Genomic DNA, 16,533 nt, shown 5'->3' on the forward strand with positions numbered 1-16,533 from the left:
GCGCACCAGGATGGGACTTCGAGTTAAGTCGAAGTCAAGGGCGGAATACCTCCACCAATCTGGAGGTTTTCGGCTAATCTGGCCAGCGTGACGAAACTACCCGCCCTGCTGACCATCGGGGAGGTCGCGCACCGCAGCGGAGTCGCCCAGACCGCGCTGCGCTTCTACGAGGAACGCGGCCTGATCAGCTCCACCCGCACCACCGGGAACCAGCGCCGCTACCAGCGGGCCGTGCTGCGCCGGCTGGCGTTCATCCGCGCCGCGCAACGGGTCGGCCTCAGCCTGGAGCAGATCTCCGAGGCCCTCGCCACGCTCCCCGACGACCACGCGCCCACCAAGACCGATTGGGCGCGCCTCTCCCGCCGCTGGCGCGACGAGCTCGATGCCCGCATCGACGGCCTGCAACGCCTGCGCGACAACCTCACCGGGTGCATCGGCTGCGGCTGCCTCTCGCTGCGCACCTGCATCCTCAACAACCCCGACGACCGCCAAGCCGAGAACGGCCCAGGAGCTCCCCTCCTCCGCCCCAAGACCGACCACGCGGGATGACCCCGGAATACCGCCGTAATCCGTCCCCCGACTACGGCGGTAATCAGGCACCCCCACGAGACAGGACGGTTCCCGGGGCCAGGACACCCGGATTACTGCCGCAATCAGGTACCCGATTACGGCGGTATTTCCGTCCCCTGATTACTGCGGTGATCAGGTACCCGCCACGGGACGGGAGGGCTCGAGCCTGGGGGTTCACGAATACCGCCGTATTCCGGTACCTGATTACGGCGGTATTCCGTTCACTGATTACGGCGGTAATCGGGTGCCCCGTGCGGGACCGGGGTTCGTGGGTGGGGTTCGTTGCTGACGGCGGGTTTCGATGTGGTCGGAACCCGCGGGGGTGGTCAGGATTCGCCCGTCCAGGTGTAGGTCATCTCCGGGCGACCGACCGTGCCGTAGGTGGGGAGACGTTCGACCATGCCCGTGCCGGAGAGGTATTCGAGGTAGCGGCGGGCGGTGACTCGGGAGACGCCGGCCGCCTCGCCCACGGCGCCCGCGGAGCCGCCGGAGGGCATGGCGCGGAGGGCGGTGACGACCGCGGCGAGGGTTTCCTCGCCCATGCCCTTGGGCAGGGCCGCGCGATCCACTCCCCGCAGCGTGGAGAAAGCGCGGTCGATCTCGGCTTGGCCCTGGACCTCGCGGTCCTGGCCGAGGGTGGCGCGGAAGCGGGCGTAGTGCTCCAGCTTCTCGCGCATGGCGGCGAAGGTGAACGGCTTGAGCAGGTACTGCACGACCCCGCTGGACACCGCCGCGCGCACCACCTTCAGATCGCGCGCCGAGGTCACCGCGATGACGTCGATGGGCAGTCCGGCGGTGCGCAGCGCGCGGGCCACCTGGAGCCCGTCCATGTCCGGCAGCCGCAGGTCCAGCAGCACCAGGTCCACCGAGGTGTGCTCGACGAACCGCAGGGCGGCCTGACCGGTGCGGACGCGCCCGGCCACGGTGAAGCCCTCGACGCGGTTGACGTAGGCCTCGTGCGCCTCGCCTGCGACCGGGTCGTCCTCGACCACCAGAACCGAGATCACCGCGACGCCCCCGGGAGCCGGACGGTGAACACCGCACCGTCGTCGCCGCCGACGTCGACGGTGCCGCCGTGCCGCCGCACGCTCTGCCCGACCAGCGCCAGCCCGAGGCCGCGGTCGCCGGACTTCGTCGACCAGCCGCGGCGGAACAGCTCGGAGGTGTCGGCGGGGACACCGGGCCCGTTGTCGGCGACCCGGATCAGCAGTCCGTCCGATGTGGACCGTATGGTCACCTCGACGCGCGGGCCCGGCCGGTCGGCCACGGCCTCCACGGCGTTGTCGATCAGGTTCCCGAGGATGGTCACCAGGTCCCGGGAGTCGAGGTGCTCCAACGTGGTGTCGTCGACCTCGGTGTCCTCGCTGAGCACGACCTCGACACCCCGCTCCCCCGCCTCCGCGCTCTTGCCCAGCAGCAACGCGGCCAGCACCGGTTCGCCGACGGAGCCGACGACCTGGTCGGTGAGCCGCTGCGCGAGGTCCAGCTCGGCGGTGGCGAACCCGACGGCCTCCTCGGTGCGGCCGAGTTCGATCAGCGAGACGACGGTGTGCAGCCGGTTCGCCGACTCGTGGGCCTGGGAGCGCAGCGATTCGGCGAAGCCGCGCATCGAGTCGAGCTCACCGCTGAGCGCCTGCAGCTCGGTGTGGTCCCGCAGCGTGACGACGCTGCCCAGGTCGCGGTCGCCACTGCGCACCGCGGAGACGTTGACCAGCAGCACGCGGTCGTCGGTCAGGTGCACCTCGTCGCGGACCGCGCGGCGCCCGAGCGCGTCCACAAGGGACGGTGGCAGGTCCAGCTCGGACACCTGCGCACCTTCGACCTCGGCGGAATCCAGCGAGAGCAGCACAGCGGCACCATCGTTGCACAACGTCACGCGGCCGTCCGGCGCCACCAGCAGCAGGCCTTCGCGCACCGCGTGCAGGATCGCGTCGTGGTACTCGTACATCCGCGACAGCTCCGCCGGGCGCATGCCGTGGGTGTGCCGCCGGATCCGCGCGTTGACCAGGTAGGTCAGCGCCCCGCCGAGCAGCAGCGCGCCGCCCGCGACGAGCACCAGCACGGTCACCTGCCTGCTCAGCTCGGCGGTGATCACGCGCACGGTGATGCCGTCGGCCACCAGTCCCACCATCTGGGAACCCCGGTGCACCGGCACGACCGCGCGCACCGACGGGCCCAGCGTTCCGGTGTAGGTCTCGACGAGCGTCCGCTCGGGGTCGATGTTGCCGCGGAACGGCTTGCCGATGCGCGACGGGTCGGGGTGGGTGTAACGGATGCCCTGCGGGGACATGATCGTGATGAAGTCGACCCCCGCTTCGGCCCTGACCCGGTCCGCCAGCGGTTGCAGGCTCGCGGTGGGGTCGGGCGCGACCAGGGCGTCGGCGACGGCCGGCTGAGCGGCCAGCGTGCGCGCCACGGCCACGACCTTGTCGCGCGCGGCGTCCTCGGTGCGGCGCCCGGCGTCGTACCAGGCCAGAGCGGCTCCGGCGAGCACGACGAAGGCCACGACGAAGATCTGGAGCACGAACAGCTGACGTGCCAGGCTCCACCGCGGGGAGAACCGGTTCCGGTATCTGGACATCACTTACTCATGTCGACGATGTGAACACAATGAACAGAAGCGAGACGGGGTCGATACAAAGCTCGCATAGTCTCCGTCCAGATCTTCCCGTGACCTGGGACACGCACGGTGAATCGTATGTGACCCGGAGACACCGGCCCCGCAAGGAGTTCAACAGTGGCTAGCAATGATGCTGCGCCGACGCAACGTCGGGACAGAACGCACTACCTCTACATCGCGGTGATCATCGCCGTGGTGGCGGGCATCGTCGTCGGCTTCGCAGCCCCCGATGTCGGCAAGGCGCTCAAACCGTTGGGCACCGGGTTCGTGAACGTGATCAAGATGATGATCTCGCCGATCATCTTCTGCACGATCGTGCTCGGCGTCGGCAGCGTCCGCAAGGCCGCCAAGGTCGGCCGGGTCGGCGGTCTGGCGCTGGCCTACTTCATGATCATGTCGGTGGTCGCGCTGGTCATCGGCCTGATGGTCGGCAACGTGCTGCACCCGGGCGAAGGGCTGCAGATCACCGAGGAACTGCGCGGCTCGGGCGCCGAGCAGGCCGGTGAGGAAGCGCAGAGCACCACCGAGTTCCTGCTCGGGATCATCCCGCAGACGCTGGTGTCCGCCCTGACCGAGGGCGAGGTGCTGCAGACGCTGCTGGTGGCGCTGCTGGCCGGTTTCGCGCTGCAGAGCATGGGCGAGAAGGGTCAGCCGATCCTCCGCGGCATCGAGCACGTCCAGCGCCTGGTGTTCAAGATCCTGGCGATGGTCATGTGGGCCGCCCCGATCGGCGCGTTCGGCGCCATCGCGGCCGTGGTCGGCGCCACCGGCGTGGACGCGCTCAAGGGCCTGGCGGTGATCATGCTCGGCTTCTACACGACGTGCGCGGTGTTCATCTTCGTCGTGCTGGGCGCGGTGCTGTGGATCTTCGCGCGGGTCAACATCTTCTCGCTGCTGCGCTACCTGGGCCGCGAGTTCCTGCTGATCGTGTCGACCTCGTCGTCGGAGGCGGCGCTGCCGCGGCTGATCGCGAAGATGGAGCACCTCGGCGTGAGCAAGCCGGTCGTGGGCATCACGGTTCCCACCGGCTACTCGTTCAACCTCGACGGCACGATGATCTACCTGACGATGTCGTCGCTGTTCATCGCCAGCGCCCTGGGCGACCCGCTGTCGATCGGCGAGCAGGTCGGTCTGCTGCTGTTCATGATGGTCGCGTCGAAGGGCGCGGCGGGCGTCAGCGGCGCCGGTCTGGCGACCCTGGCCGGCGGTCTGCAGTCGCACCGCCCGGAGCTGCTCGACGGCGTCGGTCTGATCGTGGGCATCGACCGGTTCATGTCGGAGGCCCGCGCGCTGACCAACTTCGCGGGCAACGCGGTGGCCACGGTCCTCATCGGCTCGTGGACCAAGGAGCTCGACCGCGCCCAGATGCAGCAGGTCTTCGCCGGCGACTCGCCGTTCAACGAGCAGACGTTCGTCGACGACGGTGGCGTGACCGAGGAGAAGACCCCCGAGAAGGTCTGACCCCCTCGCTCGGAACCGCCCCTCGCCCAGCGCGAGGGGCGGTTTCGCGTTTCCCGGGTACTACTCGGCTTTGCCAACGATCCTGCGGTGGAAGGACTCGTCCTCGGCAGCGGTGACCTCGAGGTCGTAGTGGCCCTGCGGAGCGGGCCAGAACACCGGCAGGGCTCCGCCCGCGGCGATGCGGATGCTCTTCTCGTGCTCGGCGTGGGCGAGGGCGCGCAGGTCGAGCTGGAGCTCGTGCAGTCCGTTGTTGCGCAGTTCGAGCCTGAGCCCTCGGTCGGTGTGGCGGGCCTGGACGTCGATCGCCGCGGCACGGCCGTCCACCGAGCCGCTGAGCACCATCCGGAGGCCCTCGGGGCCGTCGATCGTGCAGTGGTAGTGCGAGGTGACCGGGACCGGCACGTACTTCTCGCCTAGCACGTCCACGTGGTGCGGCTCGCCGTGACCGGTGCGGATCGCGAAGCGCGCGAAGCCGGGGCCCACGCAGCCCAGGCGCAACGAGAGGGTCTCACCGACCACGACCCCGCCGACCTGCGGCTGAGCAGTCGCGGCGGCGAGCCGCCCGGTCACGTGGGTCTCGGAGGAATCGCGCACACGCCCGATCGTCACCCCGCCCGGACACGACCAGGAGACCTGCCGGTGTCCTGGAGGTGAACCGGATCTCCCCGCGAAGCGACATGACCCTCCGTCACGACGCGACGACCTGCGGTGACGCTGCGGTGCACTCGAATTTCGCGCGAAATTCGACCCCCGAAGTTCAGGGTCGAACTTCGCGCGAAATTCGAAACGTGCCCCGTCGGAGTGACGGTGGTCGTTACAGGGCGCCCTTGGTGGAGGGGACGACCCCGGCGAAGCGGGGGTCGGGTTCCACGGCCGCGCGCAGGGCGCGGGCGATGGCCTTGTACTCGGCTTCGGCGATGTGGTGCGGGTCGCGGCCGTGGATCACCCTGGTGTGCAGGTTGATCTGGGAGTGGAAGGCCAGCGACTCGAACACGTGCCGGTTGAGCACGAACGGGTAGTTCCCGCCGATGGTGAAGGAGTTGTACTCCTCCGGCTCACCGGTCATCACGCAGTAGGAGCGGCCGGAGACGTCCACGGCGGCGTGCGCGAGGGTCTCGTCCATCGGGATCCAGGCGTCGCCGAAGCGGCGGATGCCCTTCTTGTCGCCCAGCGCCTGGCGCAGCGCCTGGCCGAGCACGATCGCGGTGTCCTCGACGGTGTGGTGGGCGTCGATGTGGATGTCGCCGGTGGACTTGACCTTGAGGTCGAACGCGGCGTGCGTGCCCAGCGCGGTGAGCATGTGGTCGTAGAACGGGACCGTGGTGTCGATGTCGACCTGCCCGGTGCCGTCGAGGTCGAGCTCGACCACCACCGACGACTCCTTGGTGGTGCGCTCGACGCGACCGACCCGCGTGCCTGGCTGAAAACTCACCGTTCGATCTCCTCAATGACTGCCTTGCTCGCCGCCAGGAACGCGTCGTTCTCGGCGGGCGTGCCGATGGTGACCCGCAGGTGGCCGGGGATGCCGACGTCGCGGATCAGCACGTCGGATTCCAGGTAGCGCTCCCAGGCGCGGTGCGCGTCGGTGAAGCGCCCGAACAGCACGAAGTTGGCGTCGCTGGGGGCCGGGGTGAACCCGAGCTCCCGCAGCGCGGCCACGACCCGCTCGCGCTCGTCGATCAGCGCGCGCACCGAACCCAGCGTGGCGTCGGCGTGCCGCAGCGCGGCGCGGGCGGCGGCCTGGGTGACCGCGGAGAGGTGGTACGGCAGCCTGACCAGCAGCAACGCCTCGATCATGGCCGGAGCCGCCGCCAGGTAGCCCAGCCGTCCGCCCGCGAAGGCGAAGGCCTTGCTCATGGTGCGGCTGACGATGACCTTCGCCGGGTAGCGCTCGATCAGCTCGACCGCGCTGGGCTGCGCGGAGAACTCGGCGTAGGCCTCGTCGACCACGACCACGCCGGGCGCGGCGTCGAGGACGGCCACCAGGTCGGCCGGCGAGATCGACGCGCCGGTGGGGTTGTTCGGGCTGGTCACGAACACCACGTCGGGCTGCTTCTCGGCGACCAGGCGGGCCGCTTCGGCACCGTCGAGGCTGAAGTCCGCGCGGCGCGGCGCGGGCAGCCAGTCGGTGCGGGTCCCGGCGGACAGGATCGGGTGCATCGAGTACGAGGGCTCGAAGCCCAGCGCGCTGCGCCCGGGGCCTCCGAACGCCTGCAGGATCTGCTGCAGAACCTCGTTCGAGCCGTTGGCGGCCCACACGTTGTCCATCGCGAGCCCGACACCGGTCGCGGTGGACAGGTAGGCGGCGAGGTCGCCGCGCAGCTGCCTGGCGTCGCGGTCCGGGTACCGGTGCAGGTCAGCGGCAGCTTCCTGGACCGCCGCGGTGACGTCGGCGACGAGTTCCGGCGGCGGCGGGTAGGGGTTCTCGTTGGTGTTCAGCCGGACCGAGACGTCCAGCTGCGGCGCGCCGTAGGGGCTGCGACCGCGCAGGTCGTCCCGCAGCGGCAGGTCGGCCAGCGTCGTGTCGGCGCCGAGCACGTCACTCATGGGTGTCCTTCGTCGTCATGTCGCCACCTCGGTCAACGGAGGTTCTCACCTGCACCGTTGCGGCGGCCGAGGTCTGCATCGTCTCTAGAAGCGGGCGGTCACGGCTTGGCCGTGGGCGGGCAGGTCCTCGGCGTCGGCGAGTGCGACGACCTGGTCCGCGACGTCGCGGAGCGCCTGCTCGGTGTAGGAGATGACGTGGATGCCGCGCAGGAAGCTCTGCACGCTCAGGCCCGAGGAGTGCCGGGCGCAGCCACCGGTGGGCAGCACGTGGTTGGAGCCGGCGCAGTAGTCGCCGAGCGAGACCGGCGCGTACGGACCGACGAAGATCGCGCCCGCGTTGCGCACCCGCGCGGCGACCGCGTCGGCGTCGGCGGTCTGGATCTCCAGGTGCTCGGCGGCGTAGGCGTTGACCACCCGCACGCCGTCGTCGAGGTCCGAGACCAGGATGCAACCGGACTGCTGCCCGGTCAGGGCCGTGCGGATGCGCTCGACGTGCTTGGTCCGGCCGACCTGGCGCTCCAGCTCGGCGTCGACGGCGTCGGCCAGCTCCGGCGAGGTCGTGACCAGCACGCTGGCGGCCAGCGTGTCGTGCTCGGCCTGGCTGATCAGGTCGGCGGCGACGTGCACCGCGTCAGCGGTGCCGTCGGCCAGCACCGCGATCTCGGTGGGACCGGCCTCCGAGTCGATGCCGATGAGGCTGCGCAGGTGGCGCTTGGCGGCGGTGACGTAGACGTTGCCGGGGCCGGTGACCATGTCGGCGGGCAGCAGCTCGCCGTCGTCGGTGTCGCGGCCGCCGTAGGCCAGCAGCGCGACGGCCTGCGCACCGCCGACCGCCCACACCTCCTCGACGCCCAGCAGCTGCGCGGCGGCCAGGATCGTCGGGTGCGGCAGACCCCCGAACTCGGCCTGCGGCGGGCTGCACACCACCAGCGATTCGACACCGGCGGTCTGGGCCGGGACGACGTTCATGACGACGCTCGACGGGTAGACGGCGAGGCCGCCGGGCACGTAGAGGCCGACGCGCCCGACCGGCACCCAGCGCTCGGTGACGGTGCCACCGGGCACGACCTGTGTGGTGCTGTCGGTGCGCTGCTGGTCGGCGTGCACACGGCGAGCGCGGGCGATGGACTCCTCCAGCGCGGAGCGCACGGCCGGGTCGAGCTCGTCGAGCGCGCGGCTGAGCTCCGCCGCGGGCACCCTCACCCGTTCGGGGCGGACTCCGTCGAACTTGTCGGTGTAGTCGAGCACGGCGTCGACGCCGCGGTCGCGGATGTCCTCGATCACCGGACGGACCCGATGCAGCACGTGCTCGACGTCCATCTCGGCGCGCGGCAGCGTGGCGCGCAGCGTAGCGGTGGACGGAACACGACCGCGCAGGTCGGTACGGGTGAGCATGAGCATCCTTCCAACACCTCGGGACTACACCTACCAGGGTAATCGCAGCCCACCCCACCCGTCCGCGAACCCAGCCCAGGGTCACAGAAGCAGAGGAACAAGCAACCAACGTCAGGCAAGCACCGAAGGTGCTTTCTCAGTACCCCACCTGAGCAACCGGCACCGCCGCGGGTTCTGACACGTCTTCTGGGGAGGACAGCCGTAGCGCCGTGTGTTGGACATACATCAGTCTCGGATCCCGGAGCCAGAAGGCGTGTCAGGTTCCGCTACCCGCACCGCCACGCAAGAAGACCACTGAGTAGTTGCAGGTGAAAGCCCCCAGAGATCCGCCGAGCTTCCCCGGCCAACAGAACCACCGAGTATTTGCAGGTGAACCCCCGAACCGACACACGGACGAATCGCGGACCACCGATCCCAACCGGGAAAATGTTCAACTCCGACCAGAGTTCGCCAGACAGTTGCTAACGGTCACAACCTCCTGGACTCTGCCAACGTCACCTCCAGTGATCGATCGGAGATCCGATGTTCAGTTCCCGGCGCAAGGCAGCACTGGTGGCCGCGGCCGCCGGTCTGGTCCTGCTGGCACCGGTTCAGGCGGGCCTGGCCGCAGAACCGACCGGTGCATCCGCACAGGACCGTGCGATCTACACGGTCCCCAACACCGACAGCGCATCCCGCACGGAGATCAACCGCAGCGGCGCGGAGGTCCTGGGCGTCACCAAGGACCGGGTCGCCAGCGTGGAGGCGACGGCGGCGGAGGCCGAACAGCTGCGCGCTCGCGGCTTCCAGCTCACCGAGCAGACGAAGGTCGCCGACGCGCTGCAGCGCCGCAACGGCGTGCTGCCGAAGGCTCCGGGCGATTTCCCGCCCGGTGACGAGGCGTACCACAACTACGACGAGATGGTCGCCGAGCTCGACAAGACCGTGGCCGACCACCCGAACATCGCGGCGAAGGTCAGCGCGGGCAAGTCGTTCGAGGGCCGCGACATCCCGGTGCTCAAGGTCAGCGACAACGTGGCGACCGACGAGGACGAGCCGGAGGTCCTCTTCGACTGCAACCAGCACGCCCGTGAGCACCTGACCACGGAGATGTGCCTGCACGTCGCCCAGCGGTTCACCGACAACTACGCGGACCCGGCCGTGAAGGACTCGGTCGACAACCGCGAGATCTGGATCATCCCGTCGGTCAACCCGGACGGCTCGTCGTTCGACGTGGAGTCGGGCGAGTACCAGGGCTGGCGCAAGAACCGCCAGGACCAGGGCACCGACACCAACCGCAACTGGGGCCACAAGTGGGGCTGCTGCGGTGGTTCCAGCGATGACCCGGCCGACGAGACCTACCGGGGCACCGCGCCGTGGTCCGCGCCGGAGACGGCTGCGATGCGCGACTTCATCGACTCGCGCGTGGTGGGCGGCACCCAGCAGATCAAGGCCGCGGTGGACTTCCACACCTATTCCGAGCTGGTCCTGTGGCCCTTCGGCCACACCCCGGACGACGTCACCGAGGGCATGACCCAGCAGGAGTACGACCGGTTCGCCAAGGTCGGCACCGAGATGGCGCAGACCAACGGCTACACGCCGCAGCAGTCCAGCGACCTGTACGTCACCGACGGCGACAGCCTGGACTGGATGTGGGGCCAGCACAAGATCCTGGCGTTCACCTTCGAGATGTACCCGTCGAGCAGCGGTGGTCTCGACGGCTTCTACCCGCCGGGCGACGTGATCGAGCGGGAGACCGCCCGCAACGACGCCGCAGTGGACATCCTGCTGCGCGAGGCGGGTGCCTGACCCGTCCAGGAGGGGGATCGGGAAGGCCCCGGGGTGTGCGCACCCCGGGCCCTTTCTCTCGCGATAATGAGGCCATGAGCACCGCGACGACGATTCATCCCCCCGCGCTGGTGCGCCGGGGCTCGTGGATCTACTGCCCGCTGCTCGGCGCGGTGGCGGGGTTCCTGCTGCGGATCGTCGCCGCGTGGGTGGCGGGCCTGCCGTGGGCGCCGTTCCAGGGCGTGTTCGAGCTGGCGGCTTCCGGGGCGGACCCGTGGGGGATGTTGGTGGCGATCGCGCTGGGCCTGATCATCGGCCTGGGGTTCGCGGGGTTGTTCGCGCAGGAGCGGCTGACGGTGACGGTCGGGCCTGAGCAGGTGGTGCTGGCGACCGGCCGCAACGCGCACGAGATCGCCGGCGCCGAGGTGGACGCGGTGTTCACCGAGCGCGGGCACCTGGTGCTGCTGGACGGCACGGGCGCCGAGCTGGCCCGCCGCAAGTCGGGGCTGGACCGGCTGGCGCTGCGCGACGCGTTCCGCGAGCACGGCTACGCCTGGCGGGAGTCCGACCCCTACGCGGGCCGGTACGTGCTCTGGACCGAGGACACCGGTGAGCTCTCGCTGCGGGTGAACGCGCTGATGACCGAGCGGGACCGAGCGTTGCGCAGGCGCGACCACAAGGAGGCCGCGCTGCTGCGAACCCAACTGGCGGAGCAAGGAATCGTCCTCAGAGACGGCCACCGCAAGCAGTACTGGCGCCGCATCGACTGAGAAGTGCCCAGACACCAGGCAACGTCAGGCAAGCGACGAAGTCGCTTTCTCAGTACCCCACCTGAGCAAACGGCACCGCCGCGGGTTCTCAGACGTTCTCTGGGGAGGACAGCCGTAGCGCCGTGTATTGGCCATACACAAGTCTCGGATCCCGGAGCCAGAGGACGTCTGAGGTTCCGCTACCCGCACCGCCGAGCACGCCGAGTCTGGAACGGAGAATCAGGAAAGCATCAGCACGATCGAGCCGATGACGATGCCTGCTACCACCACTGCCGCGGCCACGATCATGAGCATGCGCATCTGGGGGCGGTCGTCGGCGACCTCGCTCTGCGCGCGCTCCCGCCACTGGACGAACGTGGTGCCTTCTTGCTCGCTCACTTCAGCTCCTGAGAGTCGTTCGTACGTCTTCGAAGCGGCTCCCCGAATACCGCATTGCGCCACGATGTCATATCAACTCAGATACGGAAACCACACGGTGCGCCCAGCGCTCCAGCAGCGCCTCGTCGTGGCTGATGGCCAGGACTCCGGTGCCGTTCTCCCGGGTTCGGCGGTCGACGACGCGCACGAGCGCGGCGGTGGTGGAGGCGTCGAGCATGGCCGTCATCTCGTCGCACACCAGGTAGCGGGGTTGCGGGGCGAGCGCGCGGGCCAGGCAGGCGCGTTGCAGCTGGCCGTCGCTGACCTCGTGCGGGCGGCGGGTGAGCAGTTCGGCGGTGAGCCCGACTTCATCGGCCAGTTCGGCGATGTCACCGGCTTCCCCGCGCGCGAGCAGCGGTTCCGCGATGATGTCGCGGAGCGTGAAGCGCGGGTCGACGGCGGGTCTGGGGTGCTGGAAGACGATTCCGATCGCCTTTCGCGTTTCCGGGGGTGTGCGGTGCCGAAAACCGCTGATATCGCCGCCATCGAGGGACACCCGTCCGGACCAAGGCCGGTGCAGCAGCGCCAGAACACGTCCCAGCGTCGACTTGCCCGAACCGCTGGGACCGGCCAGACCGAGCACTTCACCTGCGGACACGTCGATGCTCACGCCGTCCAGGACCGGCTCGCCGCGCCGGTAGCCGACGACGACGTCGCGGGCGCTCAGCACGGCGTGTGAGCGGCGATCCACCGCTCGCCCCGGGCGAGAAGTTCCGGATCTCCCGTGCAGGGCGCGAATCCGGGCTGGTCCGGACGGCGTTGGCAGTACACGCAGCCCCACTCCTCTTCGATGCGGTCTAGTTCGGTCAGCGACGGCGGGTGGCCCGGGATCGGTTCGAACCCGCCCTCCGGCAGGGCGGCCAGCAGACCGGCGGTGTACGGGTGCCAGGGATCGTTGAGCACCTCGTCGGCGGGCCCGGCTTCGACGATGCGGCTGGCGTACATCACGGCCACGTCGGTGGCCACCCGGCGGGCGGCGGCGAGGTCGTGGGTGATCAGCAGGACCGCGCGACCGTCGGTGGCGGCCTCGGCGAGCAGGTCGACGGTGCGGTGCACCAGCGGCCGGTCCAGGCCGGTGGTCGGTTCGTCGGCGAGGATGATCCGCGGGTCCCCCGCCAGCGCCAGCGCGAGCGCGACGCGTTGCGCCATGCCACCGGACAGCTCGTGCGGGTAGCGGTCGAGATCGGCCGGGTCGAGCCCGACGCGGCGAGCGAGGTCGTCGGCACCGCTGGGGCCGCGCAGGGCGTCGACGGTCTCGACGAGCTGCGCGCGGGCCGTGCGCACCGGGGTCAGGTGGGTGCTCGCCGACTGCGGCACGAGCCCGATGCGACGACCACGAATCCGCCCTGCCAGCACCGGTTCCGGTGCCGAGAGCAGATCGGTTCCGTCGTCGAGCAGCGCGTGGCCGCGGGTTTCGGCGTTGCCGGGCAGCAGACCCAGCAGCGCGGAGGCCAGAACGGACTTGCCGCAACCGGATTCGCCGACCAGCGCCAGCACGCGTCCGGGCCGCAGCCGCAGCGCGGCGTCGCTGACGGCGCGCACCAGCACACCGCGCGGCAGCCGGAAGCGGACCGAGAGGTGTTGCAGCGTCAACAGATCCGTCACCTCGGGTGCTTCGACATCGGTCACAGCGACAGCTCCGATCGTCGTCGCGGCACGATCCGGTCGCGCCAGGTCGCGGCCAGCCCGGACACCGCCAGCGTGGTGGCCACCAGCAGGCACGACGGGAACAGCACGATCCACCAGGCGCCGAGGAGCACGGCGTCGCGACCGTCGCCGAGGATGTTGCCGATGCTGGCCAGGTGCGGCGGCAGCCCCAGCCCGAGGAAGCTCAGCGCGGTCTCGTGCCACACGGCGTGCGGCACGAGCAGCACCGCCGACAGCGCGGCCTGCGGCACGATCGCCGGCAGCAGGTGCCTGCGCAGCACGCGCGTCCGCGACGAACCACCGGCGATGGCGGCCTCGACGTGGGGGCGCTGCCGCAGCGACAAGACCTCGGAGCGCACGACGCGCGCGACCGTCGTCCAGTGCGTCAGGGCGATCGAGCAGATCACCGCGACCAGGCTCCCCCTGTACAGCGCGACGATGACCACGCCGAGCAGCAGGTGCGGCACCGAGTTGACGGTGTCGACGAGCCGCATCAGCAGCCGGTCGGCCCAGCCCCCGAGGCCTCCGGCCACCACGCCCACCAGCGAACCGAGCACTGTGGACACCAAGGCGCTGAACGCGGCGACCAGCAACGACACCCGCAGTCCCGCCATCGACTGCACGAACAGGTCGCGGCCGTTGGAGTCGGTGCCGAAGGGGTGCGCGAGACCGGGCGCGAGGCGGATCTCGTCGTAGCTCACGGCCTGGCCGCCCATGAGCATCGGCACGAACACCGCGCCGAGCACCAGCAGCACCAGGACCGCCAGCGACGCGCGCAGGCGGATGTGCGGGCGCGCGCGGGCGATTCCCGCGCGGCCGGCCGGTTTCCAGGTCAGCTCAGCCATCCGCGGCCACCCTCGGGTCGAGCAGGATCGCGGCGACGTCGGCCAGCAGCGAGCCCAGCAGCACCGCCGCCGTGGCCACCAGGGTCACCATCGCCAGCAGCGGGTAGTCCACGGCGGTCGCGGCGGTGACCACCGCACCCGCCAGCCCCGGCCAGGAGAAGACCTCCTCGACCAGCACCGTACCGGTGACCAGCTCCGGGATGCGGGCGCCGATGAGCGTCACGAACGGCAGCAGCGCGGTGGGCAGGGCGTGGCGCAGCACCACGACCCGCTCGGCCAGGCCGCGCGCACGAGCGCCGGTGACGTGGTCCTCGGCCAGCGAGCCCAGCATCGACTGCCGGACGTGCAGCACCAGCCACGGGGTCTGGGACACGCCGAGCACGAGCGCCGGCAGCGCGAGGTGCTCGGCGACCTGCCCGAAGGAGACGTCCTCCCCGGCGTCGGTCAGGCCCGCCACGGGCAGCCAGCCGAGGCCGAGCGAGAACACCGCGATGGACAGCAGCGCCAGCACGAACGGCGGGACGCCTTCCAGCGCGTGCCCGACGGCGGTGATCAGCCGGTCCACGGCGCCGCCCTGGCGCCACGCGGCGATCGTGCCGCCGACCAGCGCGAACAGCACCGCCAGGACGAGACCGGTGGCCGCGAGCAGCGCGGTCCACGGCAGCCGTTCGGCGACGACCTGCGCGACGGGCTGGCGCAGCGACCGGGAGATCCCGAGGTCACCGGTGAGCACACCGCCGAACCACTGCCAGAACTGCTCCAGCACGGGCCGGTCGAGGCCGAGCTCGGCGCGCACCCGGGCCACGTCAGCAGCCGATGCGGTGAACAGCCGCACCCCGAAGTACTGGTCGATCGGGTCGAACGGCGAGGCCGAGGCCAGCAGGAACACGCCGAGCGCGACGATCACCAGCACCGGGACGGCGAACGCCAGGCGCCGCAGCACCAGGCGCGAGATCGCCCGGGTCATGCGCTGGGCTTCCAGGTCTCGACGTTCCACCACGGACCCCAGGTGGTGCCGTGGGTGTGCGGTTCGACGGGCGCCTGGTAGCCGGTGAAACCGCCGTCGCGCAGCACGTAGCTGTGGTCGATGAACGCCAGGTAGACCAGGCCGGGGTCGGCGACGTAGGCGCGCTGGACCTGCCGGTAGAGCTCGGCGCGCTTGGCCGGGTCCAGCTCGCGGCGGGCCGAGTCGAGGGCGGCGTCCACCTCGGCGTTGCGGTACTGGCCGGGGTTGTTGTAGGTGCCGGTGCCGATCGCCTTGGAGCTCAGGCTGGAGTAGACCTGCGGGTCCGGATCCATCGGGTTGCCGCCGCCGAGCACGATGCCGTCGGTGGCCAGCCTCCCGGCGACCGCGGAGCGGTCCACCCCGGCGAGTTCGACCTCGATGCCGACCTTGCGGGCGTCGGAGGCGAAACCCGTTGCCAGGTCGCGGCGGAGGCTGTCGTCGGCGAAGTACATCACGGTGAACTTCGCGCGGACGCCGTTGCGCTCGCGGATGCCGTCGGCGCCGACTCGCCAGCCCGCGTCGTCGAGGATCCGGCCCGCCTGCTGCGGGTCGTGGGCGAAGGTCGCCGCGGGCTCGTGGTGAGCGCCCATCGACGGCGGGATCGGGGCGTAGGCGGGCTTTCCGTGACCGCCGAGCAGCGCCTTGATCATGCCGTCGCGGTCCACGGCGAGGTTCAGCGCGGTGCGCACGGCGCGGTCACCGGCGACGGGATGGGTGTTGGGCAGCGCGATGCTGCGGTAGTCGGCTGTCTCGTGGTGCACGACGCGGAACCCGTCGCGCGCGGCGCCCTCGGCGAGCACCGGGGGCAGCACCGTGCCGTCGAACTCGCCCGCTGCTAACCGCTGCGCTCGCGTGTTGTCGTCCTTGGCGAACACGACGGTGATGTCGTGCACGGCCGGTGCGCCGCCCCAGTAGTCGGGGTTGGCGGCCCAGGTCATCTGGTCGCCCTGGCGCCATTCGACGAGCCGGTACGGGCCGGTGCCGACGGGCCGGGTGTTGAGCGGTGAGTTCTCCTGCGAGGCGGGGGTTTTCAGCGCCTCGTTCGGGACGATGCCCAGGACCATCTTGGAAGGCCAGGCGGAGTAGGGGAATTTCAGGTCGAAGCGCACGGTGCGCGGATCGACGGCCTGGACCCCGGCGAGCATGTCGTAGTCGGAGGAGACCGTGGAGGCGTAGGCCGGGTCGATGGCCGCGCGGTAGGTGGCGGCGACGTCCTCGGCGTCGAACGGCGTTCCGTCGTGGAACTTCACGCCGTCGCGGAGCTTCACGGTCCAGCTAGTGGCGTCGGCGTTGGCCTGCGGCTGCTCCACCGCCAGGGCGGGCCGGAGCTGCGCGCGACCGTCGAAGGTCAGCAGTCCGTCGTAGAACTTCGCCGCTCCCTCGGCTCCGTACCCGAGCAGCGGGTTCAAGCTCTCCGGCTCGTACCCGTCGGCGAGCAACATCGCGCCGGACTCCCCGGGCTGGGAAGGCGCAGCGCACCCGGCAGCC

16 protein-coding genes are annotated in these 16,533 nt (G+C 70.5%); 4 read left to right on the forward strand and 12 right to left on the reverse strand.

Annotated elements, in window-relative coordinates:
• Positions 1 to 87 precede the first annotated feature (87 nt).
• Positions 88 to 549: a redox-sensitive transcriptional activator SoxR gene (gene soxR, locus E1181_RS14620; RefSeq protein ID WP_132675064.1), complete on the forward strand. Its 462-nt coding sequence runs from the start codon at positions 88 to 90 to the stop codon at positions 547 to 549.
• A gap of 347 nt (positions 550 to 896) precedes the next feature.
• Here the strand turns inward: soxR and E1181_RS14625 are convergent, their stop codons facing one another.
• Both E1181_RS14625 and E1181_RS14630 read right to left on the reverse strand, forming a co-directional pair.
• Positions 897 to 1,577, reverse strand: coding sequence for a response regulator (locus E1181_RS14625; RefSeq protein ID WP_132675066.1), 681 nt, complete (start codon positions 1,575 to 1,577; stop codon positions 897 to 899).
• The gene (locus E1181_RS14630; protein WP_132675068.1) at positions 1,574 to 3,151 is read right to left on the reverse strand and encodes a sensor histidine kinase; all 1,578 of its coding nucleotides are present in this window, start codon (positions 3,149 to 3,151) and stop codon (positions 1,574 to 1,576) included. Before E1181_RS14630 ends, E1181_RS14625 begins: the two co-directional genes overlap by 4 nt.
• Before the next feature lie 156 nt (positions 3,152 to 3,307).
• Here E1181_RS14630 and E1181_RS14635 point away from each other — a divergent pair, with 156 nt between their 5' ends.
• Positions 3,308 to 4,651: a cation:dicarboxylate symporter family transporter gene (locus E1181_RS14635; RefSeq protein ID WP_132675070.1), complete on the forward strand. Its 1,344-nt coding sequence runs from the start codon at positions 3,308 to 3,310 to the stop codon at positions 4,649 to 4,651.
• Between the two features lie 60 nt (positions 4,652 to 4,711).
• On the opposite strand, the gene E1181_RS14640 is transcribed toward E1181_RS14635, so the two are convergent.
• The 4 genes from E1181_RS14640 to hisD form a co-directional block, all read right to left on the reverse strand.
• Positions 4,712 to 5,245: a phospholipase domain-containing protein gene (locus E1181_RS14640; protein WP_132675072.1), complete on the reverse strand. Its 534-nt coding sequence runs from the start codon at positions 5,243 to 5,245 to the stop codon at positions 4,712 to 4,714.
• A gap of 220 nt (positions 5,246 to 5,465) precedes the next feature.
• Entirely contained in the window at positions 5,466 to 6,083 is a 618-nt protein-coding gene (hisB, locus tag E1181_RS14645) for an imidazoleglycerol-phosphate dehydratase HisB (protein WP_132675074.1), read from the reverse strand.
• A complete protein-coding gene (locus tag E1181_RS14650) occupies positions 6,080 to 7,198 on the reverse strand; it encodes a histidinol-phosphate transaminase (RefSeq protein ID WP_132675076.1) in 1,119 nt (372 codons plus the stop codon). The genes hisB and E1181_RS14650 overlap by 4 nt, the downstream gene beginning before the upstream one ends.
• An 84-nt stretch (positions 7,199 to 7,282) precedes the next feature.
• A complete protein-coding gene (gene hisD / locus E1181_RS14655) occupies positions 7,283 to 8,593 on the reverse strand; it encodes a histidinol dehydrogenase (RefSeq protein ID WP_132675078.1) in 1,311 nt (436 codons plus the stop codon).
• Between the two features lie 522 nt (positions 8,594 to 9,115).
• On the opposite strand from hisD, the gene E1181_RS14660 reads away from it, so the two are divergent.
• The gene (locus E1181_RS14660; RefSeq protein WP_132675080.1) at positions 9,116 to 10,381 is read left to right on the forward strand and encodes a M14 family metallopeptidase; all 1,266 of its coding nucleotides are present in this window, start codon (positions 9,116 to 9,118) and stop codon (positions 10,379 to 10,381) included.
• A 74-nt stretch (positions 10,382 to 10,455) separates the two neighbouring features.
• Complete coding sequence (locus E1181_RS14665; protein WP_132675082.1) at positions 10,456 to 11,130, forward strand: YqeB family protein; 675 nt, start codon at positions 10,456 to 10,458, stop codon at positions 11,128 to 11,130.
• A 219-nt stretch (positions 11,131 to 11,349) separates the two neighbouring features.
• Here E1181_RS14665 and E1181_RS31450 read toward each other — a convergent pair whose 3' ends face one another.
• The 6 genes from E1181_RS31450 to E1181_RS14690 all read right to left on the reverse strand — a co-directional run bounded on the left by E1181_RS31450 (position 11,350) and on the right by E1181_RS14690 (position 16,487).
• Positions 11,350 to 11,508 (reverse strand): hypothetical protein, encoded by a 159-nt coding sequence (locus E1181_RS31450; RefSeq protein ID WP_165944629.1) that lies wholly within the window; start codon positions 11,506 to 11,508, stop codon positions 11,350 to 11,352.
• Between the two features lie 67 nt (positions 11,509 to 11,575).
• Positions 11,576 to 12,238 carry an ABC transporter ATP-binding protein gene (locus tag E1181_RS14670; RefSeq protein WP_235876774.1) on the reverse strand — a complete coding sequence of 221 codons (663 nt, stop codon included), beginning with the start codon at positions 12,236 to 12,238 and terminating at the stop codon, positions 11,576 to 11,578.
• Complete coding sequence (locus tag E1181_RS14675; RefSeq protein ID WP_132675084.1) at positions 12,211 to 13,152, reverse strand: ABC transporter ATP-binding protein; 942 nt, start codon at positions 13,150 to 13,152, stop codon at positions 12,211 to 12,213. Before E1181_RS14675 ends, E1181_RS14670 begins: the two co-directional genes overlap by 28 nt.
• A 20-nt stretch (positions 13,153 to 13,172) precedes the next feature.
• Positions 13,173 to 14,039: an ABC transporter permease gene (locus tag E1181_RS14680; protein ID WP_132675086.1), complete on the reverse strand. Its 867-nt coding sequence runs from the start codon at positions 14,037 to 14,039 to the stop codon at positions 13,173 to 13,175.
• Positions 14,032 to 15,039 carry an ABC transporter permease gene (locus E1181_RS14685; RefSeq protein WP_235876775.1) on the reverse strand — a complete coding sequence of 336 codons (1,008 nt, stop codon included), beginning with the start codon at positions 15,037 to 15,039 and terminating at the stop codon, positions 14,032 to 14,034. The genes E1181_RS14680 and E1181_RS14685 overlap by 8 nt, the downstream gene beginning before the upstream one ends.
• Complete coding sequence (locus E1181_RS14690) at positions 15,003 to 16,487, reverse strand: ABC transporter substrate-binding protein (RefSeq protein ID WP_235876776.1); 1,485 nt, start codon at positions 16,485 to 16,487, stop codon at positions 15,003 to 15,005. The genes E1181_RS14685 and E1181_RS14690 overlap by 37 nt, the downstream gene beginning before the upstream one ends.
• Positions 16,488 to 16,533: the final 46 nt, after the last annotated feature.

This window comes from Saccharopolyspora terrae, from assembly GCF_004348435.1.
GTDB classification, from domain to species: domain Bacteria; phylum Actinomycetota; class Actinomycetes; order Mycobacteriales; family Pseudonocardiaceae; genus Saccharopolyspora; species Saccharopolyspora endophytica.